Here is a 19670-nt window from a genome sequence, read left to right on the forward strand (position 1 = left end):
TAAATTTATCCGTTTATTTAAGTTAGATACTCAAGCTTGAATAAGCAGGAGTATGGGAGTTCCCGAAAGGGAAATTTGTTAGCCGTCTATAATATCAGCCAATTGCGTTTGTCAAAAGCTTTCAATAGCGGTAACCGTTATTAAGTTGCTTGTTGCTGTGAACTTTACGTTCAAGTCGAACAAATTTACCGCATATTCTTTGTCGTCCGGTTTGTTTTTCTTATATGCAGGGCGAGGATCTTGTGCCAGAACTTGTTCAATGACTGATCTTACATAGTCAGTATCGGATCGATTTTCTATCGTTGCTAATGCTTGAGCAGAAAAGGTGACTTGTGACTTTTCTGGCTCTTGGTCTGCGTATCCGCCTTGTGCTTCCGAAATAGAATCCGAATAGGGGATATAAGGCTTAATATCCACAATCGGTGTCCCATCCACGAGATCTACACTGCCTAAATCAAGATAGATTTGATCGCCTTGCTTAGTGACTCCTTTCACTTCAACGGCTGACATTCCGATTCCGTTTGGACGGAAAGTCGAGCGCGAGGCAAAGACACCAATTCGTTCATTGCCGCCTAATCGTGGCGGACGTACAGTTGGTTTCCAACCAGCTTCCAGATTCTGATCAAATAGAAACAACAACCAAACGTGAGAGAACTGTTCTAGCCCACGCACTGCTTCAGGGCTATTTGCTGCACCTAACAGTTTTACGCGTGCTTTAGCCTCTGGTACTAAGCGTGGTTGGCGCGGAACTGCAAACTTTTCTTTGTACGGTGTCTCAATGACGCCGATGGGTTCGATGGAATACATGGTGGACATCTTTAAGAATTCATTGAGATGAAAAGTATCACAAATTTCTCTTGCTTTTCTTGTTGATAATGATTATTAATTAAAATGTTATAACATAACAATTTAATTGAAAGGAAAAGTATTATGAAACCAGGAATCCACCCTGAATATCGTCCTGTGGTGTTCCACGACACGAGTGTAGATAAGTACTTTGTCGTTGGTTCTACGTTGAAAACGGAGAGAACCATCGAATGGAAAGATGGCAAAACTTACCCTTACTTTACGTTAGATGTGTCGTCAGCTTCTCACCCGTACTACACCGGTAAACAGCGCGTTGTACAAACCGAAGGTCGCATTGCGAACTTCAACCGTCGTTTTGGTCAATTTAAGAGCGAAAAGGAATAAATCATGAAGGTAGTAAAATCATTAAAAAGTGCAAAAAGTCGTCATCCGGATTGCCAGATTGTAAAACGGAGAGGGCGTCTTTATGTCATTTGTAAAACGAACCCGAGATTCAAAGCTGTGCAAAAGTAATCAACCTGTATATATCTAACTTATGGTTTTGTTTAATTGATAATATTGAGTTAATTATCTTACATGGATGAAATATCTACATTTTTATTCAATGTTGGTTATAAATGCCTCTGTTCGTCACAGTTTGTAACATTTAGGGCTTTTATTTGACCTTCTACTCAAGTACCCTTCGCACGCTTTTTGACATTTTTGTCACATTTGCATAGGAATAAAAACAAGGAGGGAACAGATGAGTTCATCTGATTCAATTAAACAAAACTCGCCTAAGAAGCCGCTGTTTACGCGCTTTTTGGATACTGTCGAATATTTGGGGAACTTATTACCCCACCCGATCACACTATTTGCCATTTTCTGTTTAGCCATTCTGGTGATGTCGGGTATTGCAGGATACTTCGAAGTTTCCGTAGTTGACCCTCGTCCTGAGGGTGCAAAAGGTCGTGCCGCGGATGGCATGATTCATGTCGTTAGCTTGCTTAACGCTGATGGCCTTGAGCTAATCGTTACCAATCTAGTGAAAAACTTTGTCGGCTTTGCACCTTTGGGTACGGTATTGGTTGCGATGTTGGGTGTTGCTATTGCTGAATACTCAGGCTTGCTATCTGCAGCAATGCGTGGCTTAGTCATGGGTGCATCTCAACGCATGGTAACAGTGACGGTCGTTTTCGCGGGTATCATTTCAAATACGGCATCAGAGCTTGGCTATGTGGTACTTATTCCACTGGCTGCAATGCTGTTCCATTCTTTAGGTCGTCACCCACTTGCCGGTCTTGCTGCGGCGTTCGCTGGTGTATCTGGTGGTTACTCAGCAAACCTACTTATTGGTACGGTTGACCCGCTGTTGTCAGGCATTACTGAAACGGCGGCGCAAATGATCGACCCAACTTACACTGTTGGTCCAGAAGTTAACTGGTACTTCATGTTTGTGTCGACATTCTTCATTGCAATCACAGGTGCGTTTGTTACTGAAAAAATTGTTGAGCCAAAGCTTGGCAAATACAGTGAAGAAGAAGCCTCAGAAGATTTGTCGAACGACAAAATGGGTGGCTTAACAGACATTGAGAAGAAAGGCCTAAAACTAGCAGGTGTTGCTGTACTGGTTGTTTCAGCGCTGCTTGCTTGGACGGTTGTTCCAGAAGACGGCATTCTACGTTCTGATGCAGGTACAATTGCAGGTTCACCATTCCTGAAAAGTATCGTGGCATTCATCTTTGTGTTCTTTGCTATTCCAGGCTTTGTGTTTGGTAAAGTTGTTGGCACGATGAAGACGGATCGCGATGTAATTGATGCAATGGCGAAATCTATGTCTTCTATGGGCATGTACATTGTATTAGTTTTCTTTGCGGCTCAGTTCGTTGCTTTCTTTAAATGGACTAACTTCGGTCAGGTATTCGCGGTTGCTGGCGCTAGCTTCCTGCAAGAAATTGGCTTAACTGGCCCAATGTTGTTCTTTGCCTTCATCCTGATGTGTGGATTTATCAACCTAATGATTGGTTCGGCATCGGCACAGTGGGCAGTAACGGCTCCGATTTTTGTTCCTATGTTGATGCTTGTTGGTTATGCACCGGAAACGATTCAGGCTGCTTACCGAATTGGTGACTCGACGACAAACATCATTACTCCAATGATGAGCTACTTTGGTTTGATTCTTGCCGTAGCGACTCGTTACATGAAGAACTTAGGTATCGGTACGCTGATCGCGACCATGCTACCTTACTCAATCTGCTTCATTGTAGGTTGGAGTGTGCTGTTCTACCTATGGGTATTCGTATTTGGTTTACCAGTAGGCCCTGGCGCAGCAACATACTACACACCGTAGAAAACGGTTACCTCACACAGCTCCATTATAAAAAGCCTGCGAACGTCGCAGGCTTTTTTATCGATTGAGACTGTGTACGCAGGCTTACCTGATTATAGATGTCGGTTTATAGCTGAAAACGCATCAACAAAGGGCGATAAAAGTGCTGAGTGAGCCAGCATAAGCTTTTCCAAATTATGCGTTTGTACCAAGGTAAGTGCGCAATATAAACATAGCTAAATTCAATTTCTGGCCGGGCTTTTCTGTTGCGTTTAAAAGCCGGAGCACCTGAGCTCATATTAAAGCGACGCTGGAATATCATTGCGTGGCGGATGGTATAGGCCGATATTCGACGATACAATGCGAGGCGTTGTGGCTTATTGGTATCGTAGCCAAAAATTGGGCAAGTCATATCATTATCAATTTCTACAATGCCTAACGTAGCCAGCATCTCTTCTTGATAAAACAGTCCCACTAACTGTACTAATTTGTTCTGGCTCGCCTGTTTTAAATATTGGGTTGAAAACTGTATGTTATTGAGGCTGTATTTATCAAGGTAAAGCATGTCATATAACTCTTTGGCACGCTGAAACTCTTCATCAGTGGTCAGAGGCCTAAACTGCCAATCTTTATCATTAAGCAGTTTGAAGTCTTTCGTTAAATCTCGGTTGAAGCTGAACGCTTGCCAATCATCAAGTAAATACACTTGTCGTGTTACCAAGCTTTTCCATTTTGGCTGCTTCAATCGCTGAATTAAGTGTAAATGCTGACGCTGGTTGAGGGAGCGAAGCACCAAGGGAAAGGTGGGGTATTGATCGAGTGCGACGCGACGCAGTTCATCGAGATTTAAGGCTGCCCATTGTTCGCTATACATATTGGTGGACAAGCACTGATTGTTGAGCGTTTGGACTTGATCCAATCCAGCCAGTGATAAGATTGGTTTAGTCATATTAATAAGTAACTTACATACCCATCGAACAGCCACATTTTTGACTTTGTGAAGCTCTTCTTCGGCGTAGCCACTAAGCAGTGTCATAGGGGACACGGCATAACAGTTGTTTGGTATTTTTGGTGTTACGGAGTAGGGAATGGCAACATCATCGATATAGTAGCAACCAAAGCTTGCTGTGCATTCATCAATGGGATTCGACTGCATAAGAGTGAAAAAAGTTTTATGCCATTCTTGAGAGGAAAGTGTCATGAGTTCAATGCCTCTCCATTCCACTCAATATCAACGGTAGAAGCGTCGCTCCACTTCGTCTTGTTCTGCCTAGCTAACCGGAGTAATTCAAACATACTCCGGATTTGGCTCCCGGCCGGTAAGTTATGCTGTTGCATCACATTCACTCCAGACCACCAATCTTGCCAAGTTCGAGCCTTGAACAGGGATAATCCACCTTCCGCGATGAGTGTTATTGGACCTAAATGATGCAATCGCTGCTTGGAAGGACTGGTAAACTCCATATTAGGAAGCAGTTGGTTGCATCGAGACGAGAGTAGGTGCAAACCACTGGTGGCTCTTGGGTTACATTCAATCACGTAGAGTTCATCTTGTGATTTGATGAAGTCAAACGACACTTGCCCATGATAAGTATGACGTTTACCAAAAGCTGCGATAAATGTATCTAGTCGTTCGCACGAGATCGGCTGAAAAGCACTGGCGGCCGAGCCGTTTACACAGTATTTCGGCACATAAGCTTGGTGTGCTTTAAGGTCACCATGTTCAAAAATGGCATAGTTACACACCGGAGTCCCATGGATTTTTTGTTGCTGAACCCAAGGGTAAAGGGGCGATATCGTGGCGGCAGAAATAGACTGAGTTGTCACATCTCTTATGACTTGCCCGCCAAACCGAGAGTAAACGGGCTTTAGAACGGTTCTCTTATTAATTTCAATCTCACTTTTATCAGCGACCAAACGAGTTTTTGGAAGTGTGATTTCTGGCAAACTTTGAAGCTGTTCAAAGACGGTCAACTTGTTGTGCAGGGCATTGAGTAGTCCCACATTGGGCAGAAAAAAATCTACTTCTGGGCATTGTTTGGCAACATGAGCCAAGTAATACACTTCTTCACAAGTGGGTATCACCATATCAATACGCATCTGAGTAATGATTTTTAGGATCTGCTGTTGATAGGTGGGAAACGCAAATCGAGGCGAAGCGGTGGGGATATAAGACTCGATGCCTCGCAAAAACGATCCTAGAGGTTTTTTTAGCGAATCGGTGAGAGTTACGTCATGTCCATGATGCATACACATGGTTGCCCACTCTAGTGCAACTGGTGATCGGGCTCCGGTGATTAAGACCCGCATATGTTCACCACACGTCGTTGTTTATTCATTGGCGTCCAAATAGGCGCAGGGCGGTAACTAAATCTGACAGGATCAAGCCGCAATTGGTCAAACAACTTTATCAAGGCTTGATGTATAACCCGATGGTGGTGAACATCCGCTTCAATTTGAATGGCTTGTGACCCTGTTTGGGTGATTCGGTAATCCACGCGACTTTGGGCGGATAGTGTTATAGCGCGGTAGATGAGATCTGGTAACACCGTCACTGGGACGTGGTTTGCGTTTAGCGTGAGGCGATCACCACATCGTCCGGCAATTGCGCCAAGAGGTTCAAATACGCCATTATCCTGTTTATTCTCAATAATATCGTCGAGCTGATAACGAATAATTGGCTGAGTTTTACGACGAAAATCGGTAATGATTGGGCTGTAATGAGTACGTTCGGTATTCAGCCAATGTTTTTCGATGTAAACAACATCTTGATTCCAGCGCATTTGTCCATGCTGATCCGTACATGCAAGAAAACCTTCAGTACATTGATAGACTTCATGGAGTTCGCTGTCGAACCGTTGAGAAATAAAGTGACGGTCACTCTCGGTTAGGACTTCTGCACCAGAAATGATCCGCTGTGGTTGAATTGCGGGTTGACCAAATTGACCGCTGAACTGGGCGCAGAGCTGAAGAGCTTGCGCACTACCAACCAAAAGCGTGGGTTGGAACTCATCCAGCTCTTTTATCCATTCTTGGTAAGGTTTGGTTAAATCGGCATAAAAAAATGTTACAGGCCCTTTCGCGACGGATTTATACAGTGGGCTGTTGGCGCGCAAGGCTAGAGCAATTCGGTGTTTTTGCCATAGGTTGGGCAACAGGCGAGCCAATATATTGCCAGCCCATAGTTGTGTTTCCTGTTTGTCAGCAAGAAACAACCCGCGCATGCCTGATGTGCCCGAAGAAAGCCCAACAGTAACATCGCCAACTTTCGAAGCGGCAAAGTTGCGTGACTGCTCTGCTTTGAGTGCCTGCTGCATTAACTGTTCAGCATCTAAGCCCTTCGTATTCAACTCTGAAAGGTTCTCCATCATGGTTTGCTTATTCATGATAGGGAAATCACTGAGTGGTGCACCTTGAAGTGAGCGGTAATACGGTGAATGGCGGCATACCCAATCCAAGTGTTGCGTTAAGTGTTGTTGCTGCCATGTTTCGACTTGTTCCCTTGAGCCGAAGGGGCGGTAGCGGGTTCGCCAGAATTCTGAGATAAGCGTTCTCACTTCATCCATCCTTCTTTGATTAGCTGCTGGATAGTTTCCTGACAATGTGAAGGCACGAAGCGAACAAAGTGGTGGGTTTGTTGGTAGCAACTTCTCAACTCGGAGAGGGTGTTTTTATAGGCTTTTGTATCATCGCAAAGCATGTTCGCCAGCCAATGTTGATCGATATTTTCACTCAAGCTCTCGATTAACCAGCATGCATCGGCGAGTAAGAACAGCCAACCTTGGTCTCTTTTAACCAGCAAGCCCACTTGGCCAGCTGCATGGCCTGGCAAGCTAACCATATAAATAAATCCATCGTCGAACATGTCTTTACAGAGCAAATTAACACCTTGGCACTGAGGAAGAATTTGGCTGATTGATACAGAAAAGTCACTATGAATGAATAAGTTAGATTCAAGTTGTGGAGGAAGTAGAGCTTTTAGGTATCCTTTTCTTACGCCTCCAATTCGACCACTTTTAGTAATTGCATCCACCCCTTTTTGTTGGCAATGCAATTGAGAGTGGGAAAACTCAGACACGGCAGCAATGTGATCAGCATGGAAGTGGGAAAGTACTAAGTGTTCAATATCATGAGGTTTGAGACTTTCTTTTGCTAACTGCGCAACAATTCCGTGTTCTTTTTTATAGCGACAAGGTGTTGTCCAAGCATAAAAACGTTCAGGGAAGGGGCGAGTCGCGCTAAAAAAATGCTCGTGATATCCCGTGTCAAACAGGATGTTGCCTTGTGTTGGGTGCTGAATTAACGCAACGGCTGCCGGAAATGCTCTAGGCTTGATACCAGAACCTGGTTTGACAACAAAGCCTGGGTGTACGCAGTGTCCAGCCTCAAAGATTTTTATTTTTAGACCAGTTTGCATACTGCTGTATTCCTTCTTGAATTGAAAAAAGCGGTTGGTAATTCAGTGTTTGTTTCGCCTTGCTGATATCCAGAGTTTGATGATAGTTAAACAATCCTGCGCTGTATGAGGTGAGCCTTGGTTCTGGCTGATGTGGTAAGTGCCTTCGTATTTGCTCACTGAGCTTTAATAATGGTGATACAACACCGTATGGTAATGATTGTAACGTTACTTTTAGGTTTAACCCCTCACATAAAGCTTGCAGAACAGTCTCAATTGGCATTGGTTCGTTGTTGGAAATGTTGAACACATCACCATGCTGAAGTTGGCCTGCCTGAGTGCAAGCGAGCATCGCTGCATGGGCAACGTTGTCTACATAGGTCAGATCAACCACAGGATTTCTACCCGATGGCAGAAGCAGAGTGTTGTTTTTTATCGCCTTAAGCACTCTTGGGATAATCGCGCGATCATTGGGTCCAAAAATGCCACGCGGTCTTAAAATGATCGCTTTGCTTTGGCCTTTTACGGCTTCAATTTCCGATAGGTATTTTGTGTGTGCGTAATCATTACACCAGTATGAAGCTATGGCGTCGGTTTCTCGAATATTCCAACGGTCTTGATGGTCAAAGTAGACGCTGGTGGAGGAAATATGGATAAAACGCGAGATTTGATAGGTATTAGCCGCATTGACGAGGTTTTTGGTGGCATCTACATTGGCTTGATAAAACGCCTGCCACTTTCCCCATGGGCTTGAGAGAGCGGCACAATGGATGATTGCATCCATACCTTGGCATACCGCATGAACTGCTGAGTGGTCTCTTAAATCGACTATATGTGGGATAACATCGAATTGCTCGGCGAGTTGTTTAGCGATGACTGTATTTCGTGCTGTAAAGTGCAGTTCATGCTGCTGGTGAAACATTCTCAGAATTGCGCTACCCAACATCCCGCTGCCACCAGTGACCAATATCTTCATAGTTTTAGCACTCCCATCCCTAGTGACAACCCTGCGGCGGTACCAGCTAATAACACATGTTTTCCTGCGGCTTCTGGCTGATTACGCAGCCAGTGTAAGTTAATTGGGAGTGAGGCGGCGACTTGGTTTCCCAAAGTCGAAAAGTGATTAACGGTTTTCTCTGTTGGTAGCCCGGTGAGTGAAGGCAGTTTTTTTAATCCATGCGCGCTGGCTTGATGAGGAAGAAAATAATCAATATCGCCGAGTGTTACCGGAGAGGCGTCAAACCCTTTTTTTAGAAACGCTGGTAAGGCTTTACGCACATGTTTAAAGAGTGCTTTGCCCTCCATCTCAAACTGGCAACTTTTTAAATAGGCTTGATGCTCGGAGGTATGCGGATTGATATGACTACCTCCGCCCTTAATTTGACAAAATGAATACCCGGTATGATGCGTTTCAAAGTGACTGGTGAGCAATCCATCATCGTTGTGTTCTTCGAGCAAAAATGCGGCGGCACCGTCCGCGAATAAGGTTGCAACTTCTGGTTTGAGCGTAAAATTTCGATTCAGTGTGATGCCAGTGGCGAGTTCGCTGGTGACAATAAGAATCCGACGGTACCGTTTTGCTAAGAATAGACTCTGAGCAAGATCAAGCGCAGAGAGAAAGGATAAACAGGTGCTGTTCAAATCAAAGCTTTCTAGCCATGTTGGAGCGTCTAACGCGGCGAGAACCGCTGAAGCGTCGTAGGGTAGAGACTGGTGGTGTGTACCGCTAGCGTAGATAAGGAGATCAACGGAGCTTAAGGTATGTGTGTTTCCTAAACACTGCTCTATTGCCTGCACCGCCATGTAAATAGCGGTCTCTTTTGTATTGGCTACATGACGATATTCAACGTCGAATTTATTTCGGCAGGTCCCTGGCGCTAATTTTAGGAAGTGATCCATCTCTCGATCAGACCATTGATTCGTTGGCAGGTAGCTTCCACTGGAAACGATGTTAAAGCCCATTATTCTCTATACACTTATTAAAAACGTCGTTCAAAATAAACCACGTTGCATATTGAAGCTATGGTGAGCGAGATGAAAAATAAACAGAACAAAACAAATGGGAGTAAGAGCACGCTTTGGGTGCAATGCTGAGAATGAATTTTCAGGAATGAGCCAGGCTTTTATTTGCTGGCTCAATTTGAATAGAGTGAGGGTTACTTCTTAAATTTCGCCAAAATACGATCCAAATGGTTTGCAAATTCGCGTCGATCGGTTTGAGAAAGCGCGGCGGGCCCACCTGTCTGAATTCCGCTTGAACGCATGGTTTCCATAAAGTCGCGGATATTTAGGCGAGCTTTGATGGTGTCTTTTGTATAGAGCTCGCCACGAGAACTGAGGGCTTGAGCGCCTTTAGAGATAACCTCATCTGCAAGCGGAATATCTGACGTGATCACCAAATCGTTGGCTTCTACACGCTTGACGATTTCGTTGTCTGCGATGTCAAATCCCGCAGGGACTTGTAGCGAATGGATGTTGTCTCTTTTCGGCACAGGGACAACGTGGTTAGCGACAAACGTACATTCAATCCCCGTACGCTCGGCGGCACGCACAATGGTTTCGCGAATAACTTTTGGACACGCGTCTGCATCTACCCATAACTTCATGATGATTTCTCACTGAGTTTCGCTTCTAACTCTTCAATACGAATGGCTAGCATTTTTACGGTGTGTTCTAGGGCTTCAAGACGATCATTATCGGTGTGGTGCTGTGCTGCGATTTCAACCTTGGGTACGCGTTGAGCACTCTTCCAACTTTTTATTGCGGTGATTAACGCTGGCATTGGAACTGGCGTTTTCAATCGTGCTTTCACTAACGCTACGGTTGGCTCTTTTCCTTGTTGTTGCAGTTGTTCCATTACCGCTTCTAATTCTTTAGTAACGTCTTGAGTTAACATTTTTAATCCTTAACAACGATATATCTATCATCATACGTTGAGTGCGCTGATTTGGCGAATGGCATTTTGGAGAGTGTAGTGTGAGAGATCTCTTACATAGGTTGTGAGAGAAAACGATTTCGTAAGCGGAAAAAGAGAAGCTGAAGAGCTTAAGTTTCTGATAAATAATGATTTAACAACTTGTTAACCAATGTGAGAGCCAAATATTTATCTTGGATAGATTGTCTATTTTTGGAAAAGGCGTAAATTGAGAGTTGTCAGCAGGAAGCAGACATGGAACAGGAAAGCACCAAGGATTTGGTTATCGTCAGGAAGACGATTTGGTTGGTCAGGATGATTAATCAAGCATGGAGCGTAGGACATTGTAAGGATACGATCATCAATAGGATGTTGATGACTAAGGATAGACAATGGACCCCTCTAGGATTGAGGTTATGGACAGCATCAGGAAGATGCAAGGGACACCGCTCAAGGAACAAGTGACGTGTGCTAACGAGGAATGTTAGCAGTCAGGATGATAAGGACACCGCTAGGACGGCGACGTAAGGAATAAGCTGACGGAATCAGCCACTATTATGGATGATGCATGGAGCACTTTTAGTAGCCGGACTGCTGCGAGTAAGACCATGACCCCGATACTTATGTGTCGGGGTCTTTCTTATATAAAAACGATATCCAGTGCTCTCATTGAATTAAGCATCTCGATGTTACTCGGGGATATCAATATCACAAAATATATAAATTCCTAATAACACTTAATAAAAAACAACTCAGATCAATATCCTTTCCAACCAGTTGGTTTAACTTTCGGCTTCTCTACAAGGTGTTATGCCCGCAATCATTGAGCATGTTCAGCTCATCGAGTTTGTGATCTGCGGATAGATTAAGTTTGTTGTAATCAAGGAACAGATGTGGCCATAGTAACCAGAAGAATGCTTCTTCTACCCTACAATGAGTCGTTGCAACTAGAATTCGTCATGCTGAATTGCTGTGCGAAAAACCGTGCTGAATTGAATGGTCCGTATACAGTTGCGTCTGCCAAACAGATGTTTGAGAAAATACTGGATGATGAGAACATTTATAGTATGGCAGTGCTAGAGAGCACCAGTCGTGACTATATGGGGCACGTGTTCATTGCTAATCTCGATTCCGAACCTGAATTAGGGTTTATTTTTGATAAATCATATTGGGGTAAAGGGTTAGCAACAGAAGCACTAAAAGCATTTTTCCCCAAAGCGTGCAGTGAATTGGGCTTGAATAAGGTGAAAGCTAACGTGAATAGCAATCATCAAGCTTCTATGGCAGTACTGAAAAAGCTGGGATTTGTTGAAACAAAAGAAAGTAAGGATATATATGGTCCTTACTTTGAAATGGAATTTACAAGCGATGCGGTGGTAGGTGAAAGTTCTGCGGCCTGAAACCGACCATGGTTAACTCTCCTTGGTAGCAATCGTCACCAAGAGATGAAAACTCAAATTGATACACCGTATGCCAACGCCAGACTCCGTCTGGCGTTTTTAGTTTATGGGCACCAAAGGCGATGCTGATTAATTGGAGATCCAATTGCTCACATTTACGCGTGATGGCCGCTTTTGCGAGTTCGGCTTGGCGACGCTGTTGCCAAAACAGGTAACAGAAAAAGCAGAGCCCTAAAATTGCTAAAAGATCACCAATCATTCCTGAACCTTTCTTAGCTTTTTGTTGTTTGTTGTAAGCTTACTAGCGCATTTGCTAGTTCCTCTGATGGGTTTGAATGCAGTAAAGGCAATAACACCATTCTTAACTCTGGCAGCATCACTAAATCGGCAAATAACTGATTAAATAGGGCTTGATTACCGGTTTGAGCTAAACGCAGCAAAAACTGTTCTGCTACCTTTTCATTGGCGAGTAAGTGCCAAGCGCGACCCGCCACACCAATCAATACCTCCTGATGGCTTAAACGAGGGCTATGCAATATCGCATCTAATACTGGAGAGGCGACTTCTGTTGGTGCACCAGCAAGGGCTCGGATAAGTGCTGAAAGTAGGAAGAGATCAGGTTCGCTACTTGCGATTTCTTGCTGTGCCTTTTCCGCGATACGTTCTGCTAAACGCTCTTGAAGCTCTACGTGCTCAAGCGCACCTAATAGGGCATAAAGTGGCTCATTTGGTAGGTGGTTCAACGCTTTGCGTATCATTACCCCGTTTTGCTCTTTGTCCAGGCGAGCGGCTATGTCTGTGATACCTTGCAGACCTACAGTTTGCCAATTATCCCAGCCTAAACCTCCAGAGAAGTAATGCTGGGTATGCTCGTAATATTGGCTGGTAGGAAGATTGAGGTTTGCGCGGACCTGGCTATGAAACACGGCCATTTTATCTTCGGAAGGTTTGAAAGTGTATGGGTTGTTAGACAGCTTTTGTTGTTGCTCTTCAGTGATATCATCATTGAGGCGTGTTCCCATAGCCTCCACGACGTATTTAATGAAATTGCCGATATCCGCTTGCTTTAACAAACCGCGCTCGTCCAATTCAAACTTTAGAAACCAAATCCAAGGTTGCTTTTGTTCATTCCAATAAGCGATGGCAAGGTGTGCTTTACGCTGCATTGGAAATGGGTAAGGTGCTTGACCTTTTTCTACATCGGTAAACTCTTTCTTAGCGATGGTTTTGATACGGCGACCAAGATCGAAGATTTGATAATCACAGTGGCTGTTGTTCAACAGTTGAGTGAGGGTTTGAATGTTTTCCATTAAATACGACGTCCTAACGTTCTTTTCACAAGAAATGGTATCATTCTCGGCTAATTCAAGGTTCGAGATAGAATTAATGGTAACAAATACTCAATTGGTCGACTTACTTCACCAACTTGAAACGCAGCTTAGAGAGCATAAATTGTGGCAATACACTATGCCTTCAGAGCAAGCCTTACAAAGTGCGGAGCCATTTGCGATTGATACATTGCATCCTCATGAGTGGTTGCAGTGGATTTTTATAGCCAGAATGCACGCACTAGTGAAAAATAACCAACCACTGCCAAGAGGGTTTTCTCTCGAGCCCTATTTTTCAGAAGCGTGGAAGCAGGAACCGCAGTTCGCCGAGCTGCTCGTTACAATCCGAACCATTGACGAACTGTGTAAGTAAACGAATGCTAGAACAAGAACTAACGCGATCTTCAGAACCAGTTGAGCTGGAGATCGTTTATCAGGATGAATATTTTGTAGCGGTCAACAAGCCTGCAGGCATGTTAGTGCATCGCAGTTGGTTAGATAAACACGAAACTCAGTTTGTCATGCAAACTTTGCGCGACCAAATTGGTCAGCATGTGTTCCCATTGCATCGTCTGGATCGCCCAACATCTGGTGTGCTCGTGTTTGCGTTGTCGAGTGAAGTCGCATCACAAGTCATGCCGATGTTTGCTGAACATAAAATGGAAAAGACATACCACGCAATAGTACGCGGTTGGATTGAGGAAGAGGGCGTCTTGGATTACGCGCTCAAAGTCGAGTTAGACAAGATTGCTGATAAGTTCGCTTCACAAGAAAAAGAAGCGCAAGAAGCGGTGACGGAATATAAGCCGTTGGCTAAAGTGGAAGTTCCCTATTCGACGGGTAAATTTCCTACAACGCGTTATTGCTTAGTTGAGATGAAACCTAAAACGGGGCGTAAGCACCAACTTCGTCGTCATATGGCACATCTACGCCATCCGATCGTGGGTGATACAACGCACGGGGATGGAAAGCACAACAAGCTGTATCGCACAGAGTTTGAATCTCATCGTCTGCTACTGCATGCTTCAGAGTTACGGTTCATCCATCCATTTACCGATCAAGAGATTGTTATGACGGCTAATCTTGATGAAACTTGGCAGCAATTGTTTACTCGATTTGAGTGGGATGAATCGATGATCAACCGATAATCGGCGCAGTTAGATCTAGATAATGATTGGGTACAAATAAAAAGGGTTAGCATCAATGCTAACCCTTTTTTAATATTTAAGACTTAACGTTTTACTTTAGTTTTGCGAGATCCGCTTCGATCTCTGCGATCTTGCTCGAAACGACTTTTTCTAAATGACGAAGGTCTGAAAGAATTTTCTCTTTTACATCAACCTCAGGTTGTTTCGTTGGCTTAGTGATTTTATTCAGCTCATCAATGACTAATGTGAGGTTACGGTTGATTTCCGTTACTTCTTTATATTTGTGACTGCCACTATCAACAAGAACATTTTTGATTTGGCGTGGGTATTTGAATTTAACGCTTTTAGCGAATAGTTCGCCTTTTTGCTTGTGGAAATAGATCTTGAGTACGTCTTTGTGTGCTTCTTGGCGTAGGGAATAACGTTCAATCTGCTTAGGGTCGTGAATACCCAAACCAGTGAGGTGGGGATACATAGGCTACCTCTATTACATCGAATTGATATTGATATAACTGTAGCAGCCTATGTATGAGCTAGATAGCTGATATTTAGCCAAAATGCTTAACTTGTGGGCAAGATCGCTCTCGCCCTGAACCGAAAAGATTGGCAGGTTTGATCTAAGCTGCGACCTCATCAGATAACTTTTCGATCAATCTCTCTCTTAGCTCATCTTGCTGTTCTTCACTTAACCTTCCCCCTGCATCACTGGTTAAAATAAACAAGTCTTCTGCTCGCTCACCAATGGTGGTGATTTTAGCACCGTGAAGGTTGATGTTTAAATCAGCAAACGTACGGCCTACTTTGGCCAACAGCCCCGGTGTGTCTAGCGCGACAAACTCCATTAAAGTGTGTTTTTTACCTTTGGTTGGTAAGAAGTCGACTTTGGTTTTCACGTTAAAGTGCTGAAGTTTGTTCGGAGTACGGCGCGTTTTAATCTTGGTTGGTCGGCCCGCCTCCAGTACATGGGTGAGGTGTTTAATCACCGCGGCGTGACGAGACTCATCGATCGCTTCGCCATGTTGATCGAGTACCATAAAGGTATCAATCACGTGCCCATCTTTGCTGGTCATGATTTGCGCGTCGTGTACATTAAAATTACGCCTATCTAACTCCGCTACGACCGTCGCAAATAAAGCAGGCTGGTCTTTCGTATATACAAACACCTCAGTGCCGCCACGAGTGGCTTTTTTACTGATTAATACCAAAGGCTTAGTCGGATCTTCCATGCGAAGTAAGTGTTCGCAGTGCCACGCGATTTGCGTATGGGTATGACGAAGGAAGTAGTCAGCTTTGAAGCGTTGCCACAATACTTCAATTTCGCGCGCGGCAAACCCCTCTTTGCGCAGCATTGCGGAGGCCATTTGTTGATTGTGGCGAATTCTCTCACGCACATCGACAGGATTCTCTAGGCCTCTGCGTAAAGCACGTTGCGTGGAGTAATACAGCTCCGCAAGTAAAGTTCGTTTCCACGCATTCCAAAGTTCTGGGTTGGTTGCACAAATATCTGCAACTGTCAGGCATACAAGATAATCGAGAGATTCTTCGTCTCTGACTTTTTTGGCAAATTCGGTAATGACATCGGGATCATAAATGTCTCGGCGCTGTGCGGTGACAGACATTAATAGATGATGTCTTACCAACCAAGCGACAAGTTTCGCTTCGGGCTTCGATAAACCATGCTCAATGCAGAAGTCGTACGCTTCTCCTTCACCGATAATTGAGTGATCGCCGCCACGACCTTTCCCGATATCGTGGAAAATAGCGGCAATAATCAGCAGCTCTTTCTTTTGCATCCGTGGGTAGACGTCACAGCAAATAGGGTGCTTCGCATGATTTTCTGGGTCACTAAAAGTGTTGATGTGTTTAAGTAAGCGAATACTGTGTTCATCAACTGTGTAGGCATGGAATAAGTCAAACTGCATTTGACCAACAATCTGACTCCATTGCGGTAAATAGGCCGCCATAACCCCTAATCGGTGCATTAGGCTGAATGCTTTGTGCAGAGCATTAGGGTGACGACATAACGCCATGAACTTTTCACGCGCAGCAGGAATGGTGTGCAAAAACTTGTTGAGCCGACGGCGAGCGGTGCGAAGTTGACGCAGCGTTGGTGGGCTCACCCCTTCAATAGTTGAGTCGTTAGCAATATGTAAGAACATATCCAGAATAGTTTCTGGGCGAGCTTGGAACAATGCGGGTTTCCGCGCTTCAATTAAAGAACCGCGACGTTGAAAGTCCGTATCGAGAATCTCGGCACTTTCTGTCGCCCCACCATTAATGATCGCTTGGTCAAAGAGTTTGAGTAGCATTTTATTGAGCTCTGCCACACGACGAAGCGTGCGGTAGAACTCTTTCATCATCATTTCTACGCCTCGATTGCCTTCTCCGACGTAGCCTAGATTTTCCGCAACTTGTGCTTGATGGGCAAAGGTCAAGCGGTTGTCATAGCGGCGAAGCTCCATGTGCAGAGCGAAACGTACTCGCCAAAGGAAGTCCTGACATTCAACCAATTCTCGGTATTCTGCGTCAGTTAAAAATCCGTATCGGCTCATTTCTAACAATGAAGTCGCACCAAAGTGACGTCGAGCGACCCAGCTTAATGTATGAATATCGCGCAGCCCGCCAGGGGTTGATTTAATGTCCGGTTCTAAGTTGTAGGTCGTGTCGTGGTAACGCGCATGGCGTTCGCGCTGCTCTTGAATTTTAGCGCGGTAAAACGTCTCACTTGGCCAGAAGGAGTCTGATAACACGACTTTCTTCAGTGCCTGAAAGGTGTCCTCGCTTCCACACAGCAGTCGCGCTTCTTGCAGGTTTGTCGCGACCGTTAGATCGGTTTTACCAATTTCAGCACATTCAGTAACGGTGCGAACAGCGTGTCCGACCTCGAGTTTTAAATCCCACAACAGCGTAATGAATTCGCTGATTTTTGCTTCTAACGCGGTTGGCAGTTTATTGTTCGACAGAATCAAAATATCGATATCGGAGAGCGGATGCAGCTCGCCTCGTCCGTAGCCACCAACGGCAACTAGGGAAATGTTGTAAATATCCTTGAAACCAAAATGTTGCCACAAACGATTGAGAAGCAGATCCATATATTCAGCTCTGGCTAAAACCAAGCTTGTTACCGGATGATGATTGAGAAACTCTTGGTTTTGATTAGAGCTAAACTTCTCTAATTCTCGTTTGAGTTCACCGATATTGATTTGTTCATCGGAAAAGGTAAGAGGGGACTGAAGTGTCATATTTGCCATCCGTGCAAGCTAATCTAATAACAATCTAACAAATTTCCGGCAGATAAAAAATATCCCCGCCGAAGCAGGGATATAGTAAACAACGAGTGGTCGTCAGCTTTACGCGTTTTTCATTAGGCGAGGAATCGTATCGTCGCTACGAAGCGTCAGTACTTCACAACCTTCTTTTGTTACAACAATGGTATGTTCCCATTGCGCAGAGTTCTTGCCGTCGCCCGTGTAAACAGTCCAGTCATCTTGTGCATCAACAGAGCAACCAAATTTACCAGCGTTAATCATCGGCTCAATAGTAAAGCACATGCCTTCTTTTAGTACGCGGCGGTCTTTGTTCTTGTAATGAACCACTTGTGGTTCTTCATGGAACTCATCGCCAATACCGTGACCACAGAAGTCTTTCACAATAGAAAACTTGTTGCGAGGATTGTTCTTGTTATTCTCTTTGATGTACTTCTCGATAGCTGTACCGATGTCACCAACCGTTGAACCTGGCTTAACGGTACGCATACCAACATACAGTGCTTCTTGAGCTACCATGCACAGACGTTTGTTTGCAGGCGAAACATCACCGACTAGGAACATCTTAGAAGTGTCACCATGGTAACCCTGAGGACGCACGCTCAGATCGGCATTCTCATCATTTGGAACGATTACGGTAATATCAACGTTCAAGATGTCACCATCTTTTAGTACCGCCGGCTTCATTTGGCCGTTGCTACCGATTTCGTCTTTTTCCGCTGGAATACCGTGGCATACGATATGGTTGATTGAAGTACAGATCGACTTAGGGAAACCATGGTAATCAAGCGGAGCAGAGTATGCACCTTTTTCTAGAGCGTACTCATGACAGATTTTGTTTAACTCTTCTGTCGTCACACCAACTTTGATGTGTGGTTCGATCATTTCTAGAATCTCTGCGGCTAGCTTGCCCGCAATGCGCATGCGTTCTATTTCTTCAGCAGTTTTAATCTTGATTGACATTGGCTTTCTCTACTTATTCCTAAGCACGTAAACGTGCGAATGGCCGCATTCTATCAGACATCGGGGCGTTAACCCAAGTTAGATAGGAATATGCATCATTCTTAATTCGATCATATGTTTAAAGTTTTGCTTATAAATAGGAGAAAGTGGCTCGGTGAAGAAATAATTTTTACTAGCCACAGTGAGCTAAAATATGGTATAAAGCGCGCCGGAATAGAGGACTGTTCTCTTCGTTTAGCAAAGTTAAGCGGCGAAGCAAGCTTCATCCGAATAACCTTTTATCTTTAAATCACACACATTCCGTCACATATTCCGGGGTGCTGAGCAGAAGCTTGGTCGGAGTTATGGGGAATGTGGAGGCCTAACCCCATAGAGGATTTTAAAATGGCAACTGTATCAATGCGCGATATGCTAAAAGCTGGTGTTCACTTCGGTCACCAGACTCGTTACTGGAACCCAAAAATGAAGCCATTCATCTTTGGCGCTCGTAACAAAGTTCATATCATCAACCTAGAAAAAACTGTACCAATGTTCAACGACGCTCTAGCTGAACTAGCTAAAGTTGGCGAGAAGAAAGGTAAGGTTCTATTCGTAGGTACTAAGCGCGCTGCATCTGAAGCTGTTAAAGAAGCTGCAATCGCAAGCAACCAGTTTTACGTAAACAACCGCTGGTTAGGCGGTATGCTTACAAACTACAAAACAGTTCGTCAGTCTATCAAGCGTCTAAAAGAACTAGAGACTCAATCTCAAGACGGTACTTTTGACAAACTAACTAAGAAAGAAGCTCTAATGCGTACTCGCGAAATGGAGAAGCTAGAGAAATCTCTTGGTGGTATCAAAGACATGGGCGGCCTACCAGACGCTCTATTCGTAATCGACGCTGATCACGAACACATTGCAATTAAAGAAGCTAACAACCTAGGTATTCCAGTATACGCTGTGGTAGATACTAACTCTAACCCAGACGGCGTTGACTACGTAATCCCAGGTAACGACGACGCGATCCGCGCTGTACAGCTATACCTGAACGCTGCTGCTTCAGCAGTATCTGAAGGTCGTAACAAAGACGTAGCTGCAGTTGCTGAAAAAGACGGTTTCGTAGAAGCTGAATAATAGCGGCTCTGTGTCACACTTGGTCTA

At 44.4% G+C, this 19670-nt stretch carries 21 protein-coding genes; 7 read left to right on the forward strand and 14 right to left on the reverse strand.

Annotation, left to right across the window (positions count from 1 at the left end; translation table 11 throughout):
• Window positions 1-111: 111 nt before the first annotated feature.
• Complete coding sequence (gene tsaA / locus R7Q41_RS12550) at window positions 112-807, reverse strand: tRNA (N6-threonylcarbamoyladenosine(37)-N6)-methyltransferase TrmO (RefSeq protein ID WP_005380294.1); 696 nt, start codon at window positions 805-807, stop codon at window positions 112-114.
• A 123-nt stretch (window positions 808-930) separates the two neighbouring features.
• Between tsaA and R7Q41_RS12555 the strand changes: the two genes are divergently transcribed.
• The 3 genes from R7Q41_RS12555 to R7Q41_RS12565 all read left to right on the forward strand — a co-directional run bounded on the left by R7Q41_RS12555 (window position 931) and on the right by R7Q41_RS12565 (window position 3136).
• Entirely contained in the window at window positions 931-1191 is a 261-nt protein-coding gene (locus R7Q41_RS12555; protein WP_005380295.1) for a type B 50S ribosomal protein L31, read from the forward strand.
• A 3-nt stretch (window positions 1192-1194) separates the two neighbouring features.
• The gene (ykgO, locus tag R7Q41_RS12560) at window positions 1195-1320 is read left to right on the forward strand and encodes a type B 50S ribosomal protein L36 (protein ID WP_005380299.1); all 126 of its coding nucleotides are present in this window, start codon (window positions 1195-1197) and stop codon (window positions 1318-1320) included.
• A 229-nt stretch (window positions 1321-1549) separates the two neighbouring features.
• A complete protein-coding gene (locus R7Q41_RS12565; RefSeq protein ID WP_005380301.1) occupies window positions 1550-3136 on the forward strand; it encodes an AbgT family transporter in 1587 nt (528 codons plus the stop codon).
• A 106-nt stretch (window positions 3137-3242) separates the two neighbouring features.
• Here the strand turns inward: R7Q41_RS12565 and R7Q41_RS12570 are convergent, their stop codons facing one another.
• From R7Q41_RS12570 to R7Q41_RS12605, 8 genes are all read right to left on the reverse strand, one after another.
• Entirely contained in the window at window positions 3243-4316 is a 1074-nt protein-coding gene (locus tag R7Q41_RS12570; protein WP_213885663.1) for a hypothetical protein, read from the reverse strand.
• Window positions 4313-5425 (reverse strand): ATP-grasp domain-containing protein, encoded by a 1113-nt coding sequence (locus tag R7Q41_RS12575; RefSeq protein ID WP_053304075.1) that lies wholly within the window; start codon window positions 5423-5425, stop codon window positions 4313-4315. The genes R7Q41_RS12570 and R7Q41_RS12575 overlap by 4 nt, the downstream gene beginning before the upstream one ends.
• On the reverse strand, window positions 5413-6681 hold the full coding sequence (locus R7Q41_RS12580) for a F390 synthetase-related protein (protein ID WP_172840020.1): 1269 nt from the start codon (window positions 6679-6681) through the stop codon (window positions 5413-5415). The genes R7Q41_RS12575 and R7Q41_RS12580 overlap by 13 nt, the downstream gene beginning before the upstream one ends.
• Window positions 6669-7532 carry an MBL fold metallo-hydrolase gene (locus R7Q41_RS12585; protein WP_017820759.1) on the reverse strand — a complete coding sequence of 288 codons (864 nt, stop codon included), beginning with the start codon at window positions 7530-7532 and terminating at the stop codon, window positions 6669-6671. Before R7Q41_RS12585 ends, R7Q41_RS12580 begins: the two co-directional genes overlap by 13 nt.
• Complete coding sequence (locus tag R7Q41_RS12590) at window positions 7501-8487, reverse strand: NAD-dependent epimerase/dehydratase family protein (protein ID WP_053349821.1); 987 nt, start codon at window positions 8485-8487, stop codon at window positions 7501-7503. Before R7Q41_RS12590 ends, R7Q41_RS12585 begins: the two co-directional genes overlap by 32 nt.
• Window positions 8484-9473, reverse strand: coding sequence for a ketoacyl-ACP synthase III (locus R7Q41_RS12595; RefSeq protein WP_172840021.1), 990 nt, complete (start codon window positions 9471-9473; stop codon window positions 8484-8486). The genes R7Q41_RS12590 and R7Q41_RS12595 overlap by 4 nt, the downstream gene beginning before the upstream one ends.
• 194 nt (window positions 9474-9667) lie before the next feature.
• Entirely contained in the window at window positions 9668-10117 is a 450-nt protein-coding gene (locus R7Q41_RS12600) for a YaiI/YqxD family protein (protein ID WP_005380310.1), read from the reverse strand.
• Complete coding sequence (locus R7Q41_RS12605) at window positions 10114-10407, reverse strand: hypothetical protein (RefSeq protein ID WP_262653504.1); 294 nt, start codon at window positions 10405-10407, stop codon at window positions 10114-10116. The genes R7Q41_RS12600 and R7Q41_RS12605 overlap by 4 nt, the downstream gene beginning before the upstream one ends.
• 932 nt (window positions 10408-11339) lie before the next feature.
• Between R7Q41_RS12605 and R7Q41_RS12610 the strand changes: the two genes are divergently transcribed.
• A complete protein-coding gene (locus R7Q41_RS12610; RefSeq protein WP_213868692.1) occupies window positions 11340-11825 on the forward strand; it encodes a GNAT family N-acetyltransferase in 486 nt (161 codons plus the stop codon).
• Here the strand turns inward: R7Q41_RS12610 and R7Q41_RS12615 are convergent.
• A complete protein-coding gene (locus R7Q41_RS12615) occupies window positions 11785-12084 on the reverse strand; it encodes a DUF3301 domain-containing protein (protein ID WP_005380315.1) in 300 nt (99 codons plus the stop codon). The genes R7Q41_RS12610 and R7Q41_RS12615 overlap by 41 nt on opposite strands.
• Window positions 12085-12097: 13 nt before the next feature.
• Window positions 12098-13135 (reverse strand): DUF3549 family protein, encoded by a 1038-nt coding sequence (locus R7Q41_RS12620; protein WP_005380317.1) that lies wholly within the window; start codon window positions 13133-13135, stop codon window positions 12098-12100.
• A 76-nt stretch (window positions 13136-13211) separates the two neighbouring features.
• On the opposite strand from R7Q41_RS12620, the gene R7Q41_RS12625 reads away from it, so the two are divergent.
• Entirely contained in the window at window positions 13212-13526 is a 315-nt protein-coding gene (locus tag R7Q41_RS12625) for a YqcC family protein (RefSeq protein ID WP_042521408.1), read from the forward strand.
• Between the two features lie 4 nt (window positions 13527-13530).
• Window positions 13531-14301, forward strand: coding sequence for a tRNA pseudouridine(65) synthase TruC (gene truC / locus R7Q41_RS12630; protein ID WP_171344493.1), 771 nt, complete (start codon window positions 13531-13533; stop codon window positions 14299-14301).
• A gap of 91 nt (window positions 14302-14392) precedes the next feature.
• Here the strand turns inward: truC and R7Q41_RS12635 are convergent, their stop codons facing one another.
• The 3 genes from R7Q41_RS12635 to map all read right to left on the reverse strand — a co-directional run bounded on the left by R7Q41_RS12635 (window position 14393) and on the right by map (window position 18530).
• Window positions 14393-14776: a DUF3461 family protein gene (locus R7Q41_RS12635; protein WP_171344492.1), complete on the reverse strand. Its 384-nt coding sequence runs from the start codon at window positions 14774-14776 to the stop codon at window positions 14393-14395.
• Window positions 14777-14918: 142 nt separating this feature from the next.
• Window positions 14919-17543: a bifunctional uridylyltransferase/uridylyl-removing protein GlnD gene (glnD, locus tag R7Q41_RS12640; RefSeq protein ID WP_238843868.1), complete on the reverse strand. Its 2625-nt coding sequence runs from the start codon at window positions 17541-17543 to the stop codon at window positions 14919-14921.
• Between the two features lie 108 nt (window positions 17544-17651).
• Window positions 17652-18530, reverse strand: a complete 879-nt coding sequence (gene map, locus R7Q41_RS12645) for a type I methionyl aminopeptidase (protein ID WP_005380326.1) — start codon at window positions 18528-18530, stop codon at window positions 17652-17654.
• A 384-nt stretch (window positions 18531-18914) separates the two neighbouring features.
• Here map and rpsB point away from each other — a divergent pair, with 384 nt between their 5' ends.
• Window positions 18915-19643 (forward strand): 30S ribosomal protein S2, encoded by a 729-nt coding sequence (gene rpsB / locus R7Q41_RS12650; protein ID WP_005380327.1) that lies wholly within the window; start codon window positions 18915-18917, stop codon window positions 19641-19643.
• Window positions 19644-19670: the final 27 nt, after the last annotated feature.

This window comes from Vibrio sp. 2096, from assembly GCF_033339595.1.
Taxonomy (GTDB): Bacteria; Pseudomonadota; Gammaproteobacteria; order Enterobacterales; family Vibrionaceae; genus Vibrio; species Vibrio alginolyticus.

Excerpts from the sequence above, each read along its gene's own strand:
- tsaA (WP_005380294.1), bottom strand. The coding sequence starts at position 807 with ATGTATTCCATCGAACCCATCGGCGTCATTGAGACACCGTACAAAGAA.
- R7Q41_RS12555 (WP_005380295.1), top strand. The coding sequence starts at position 931 with ATGAAACCAGGAATCCACCCTGAATATCGTCCTGTGGTGTTCCACGAC.
- ykgO (WP_005380299.1), top strand. The coding sequence starts at position 1,195 with ATGAAGGTAGTAAAATCATTAAAAAGTGCAAAAAGTCGTCATCCGGAT.
- R7Q41_RS12565 (WP_005380301.1), top strand. The coding sequence starts at position 1,550 with ATGAGTTCATCTGATTCAATTAAACAAAACTCGCCTAAGAAGCCGCTG.
- R7Q41_RS12570 (WP_213885663.1), bottom strand. The coding sequence starts at position 4,316 with ATGACACTTTCCTCTCAAGAATGGCATAAAACTTTTTTCACTCTTATG.
- R7Q41_RS12575 (WP_053304075.1), bottom strand. The coding sequence starts at position 5,425 with ATGCGGGTCTTAATCACCGGAGCCCGATCACCAGTTGCACTAGAGTGG.
- R7Q41_RS12580 (WP_172840020.1), bottom strand. The coding sequence starts at position 6,681 with ATGGATGAAGTGAGAACGCTTATCTCAGAATTCTGGCGAACCCGCTAC.
- R7Q41_RS12585 (WP_017820759.1), bottom strand. The coding sequence starts at position 7,532 with ATGCAAACTGGTCTAAAAATAAAAATCTTTGAGGCTGGACACTGCGTA.
- R7Q41_RS12590 (WP_053349821.1), bottom strand. The coding sequence starts at position 8,487 with ATGAAGATATTGGTCACTGGTGGCAGCGGGATGTTGGGTAGCGCAATT.
- R7Q41_RS12595 (WP_172840021.1), bottom strand. The coding sequence starts at position 9,473 with ATGGGCTTTAACATCGTTTCCAGTGGAAGCTACCTGCCAACGAATCAA.
- R7Q41_RS12600 (WP_005380310.1), bottom strand. The coding sequence starts at position 10,117 with ATGAAGTTATGGGTAGATGCAGACGCGTGTCCAAAAGTTATTCGCGAA.
- R7Q41_RS12605 (WP_262653504.1), bottom strand. The coding sequence starts at position 10,407 with ATGTTAACTCAAGACGTTACTAAAGAATTAGAAGCGGTAATGGAACAA.
- R7Q41_RS12610 (WP_213868692.1), top strand. The coding sequence starts at position 11,340 with ATGCTTCTTCTACCCTACAATGAGTCGTTGCAACTAGAATTCGTCATG.
- R7Q41_RS12615 (WP_005380315.1), bottom strand. The coding sequence starts at position 12,084 with ATGATTGGTGATCTTTTAGCAATTTTAGGGCTCTGCTTTTTCTGTTAC.
- R7Q41_RS12620 (WP_005380317.1), bottom strand. The coding sequence starts at position 13,135 with ATGGAAAACATTCAAACCCTCACTCAACTGTTGAACAACAGCCACTGT.
- R7Q41_RS12625 (WP_042521408.1), top strand. The coding sequence starts at position 13,212 with ATGGTAACAAATACTCAATTGGTCGACTTACTTCACCAACTTGAAACG.
- truC (WP_171344493.1), top strand. The coding sequence starts at position 13,531 with ATGCTAGAACAAGAACTAACGCGATCTTCAGAACCAGTTGAGCTGGAG.
- R7Q41_RS12635 (WP_171344492.1), bottom strand. The coding sequence starts at position 14,776 with ATGTATCCCCACCTCACTGGTTTGGGTATTCACGACCCTAAGCAGATT.
- glnD (WP_238843868.1), bottom strand. The coding sequence starts at position 17,543 with ATGACACTTCAGTCCCCTCTTACCTTTTCCGATGAACAAATCAATATC.
- map (WP_005380326.1), bottom strand. The coding sequence starts at position 18,530 with ATGTCAATCAAGATTAAAACTGCTGAAGAAATAGAACGCATGCGCATT.
- rpsB (WP_005380327.1), top strand. The coding sequence starts at position 18,915 with ATGGCAACTGTATCAATGCGCGATATGCTAAAAGCTGGTGTTCACTTC.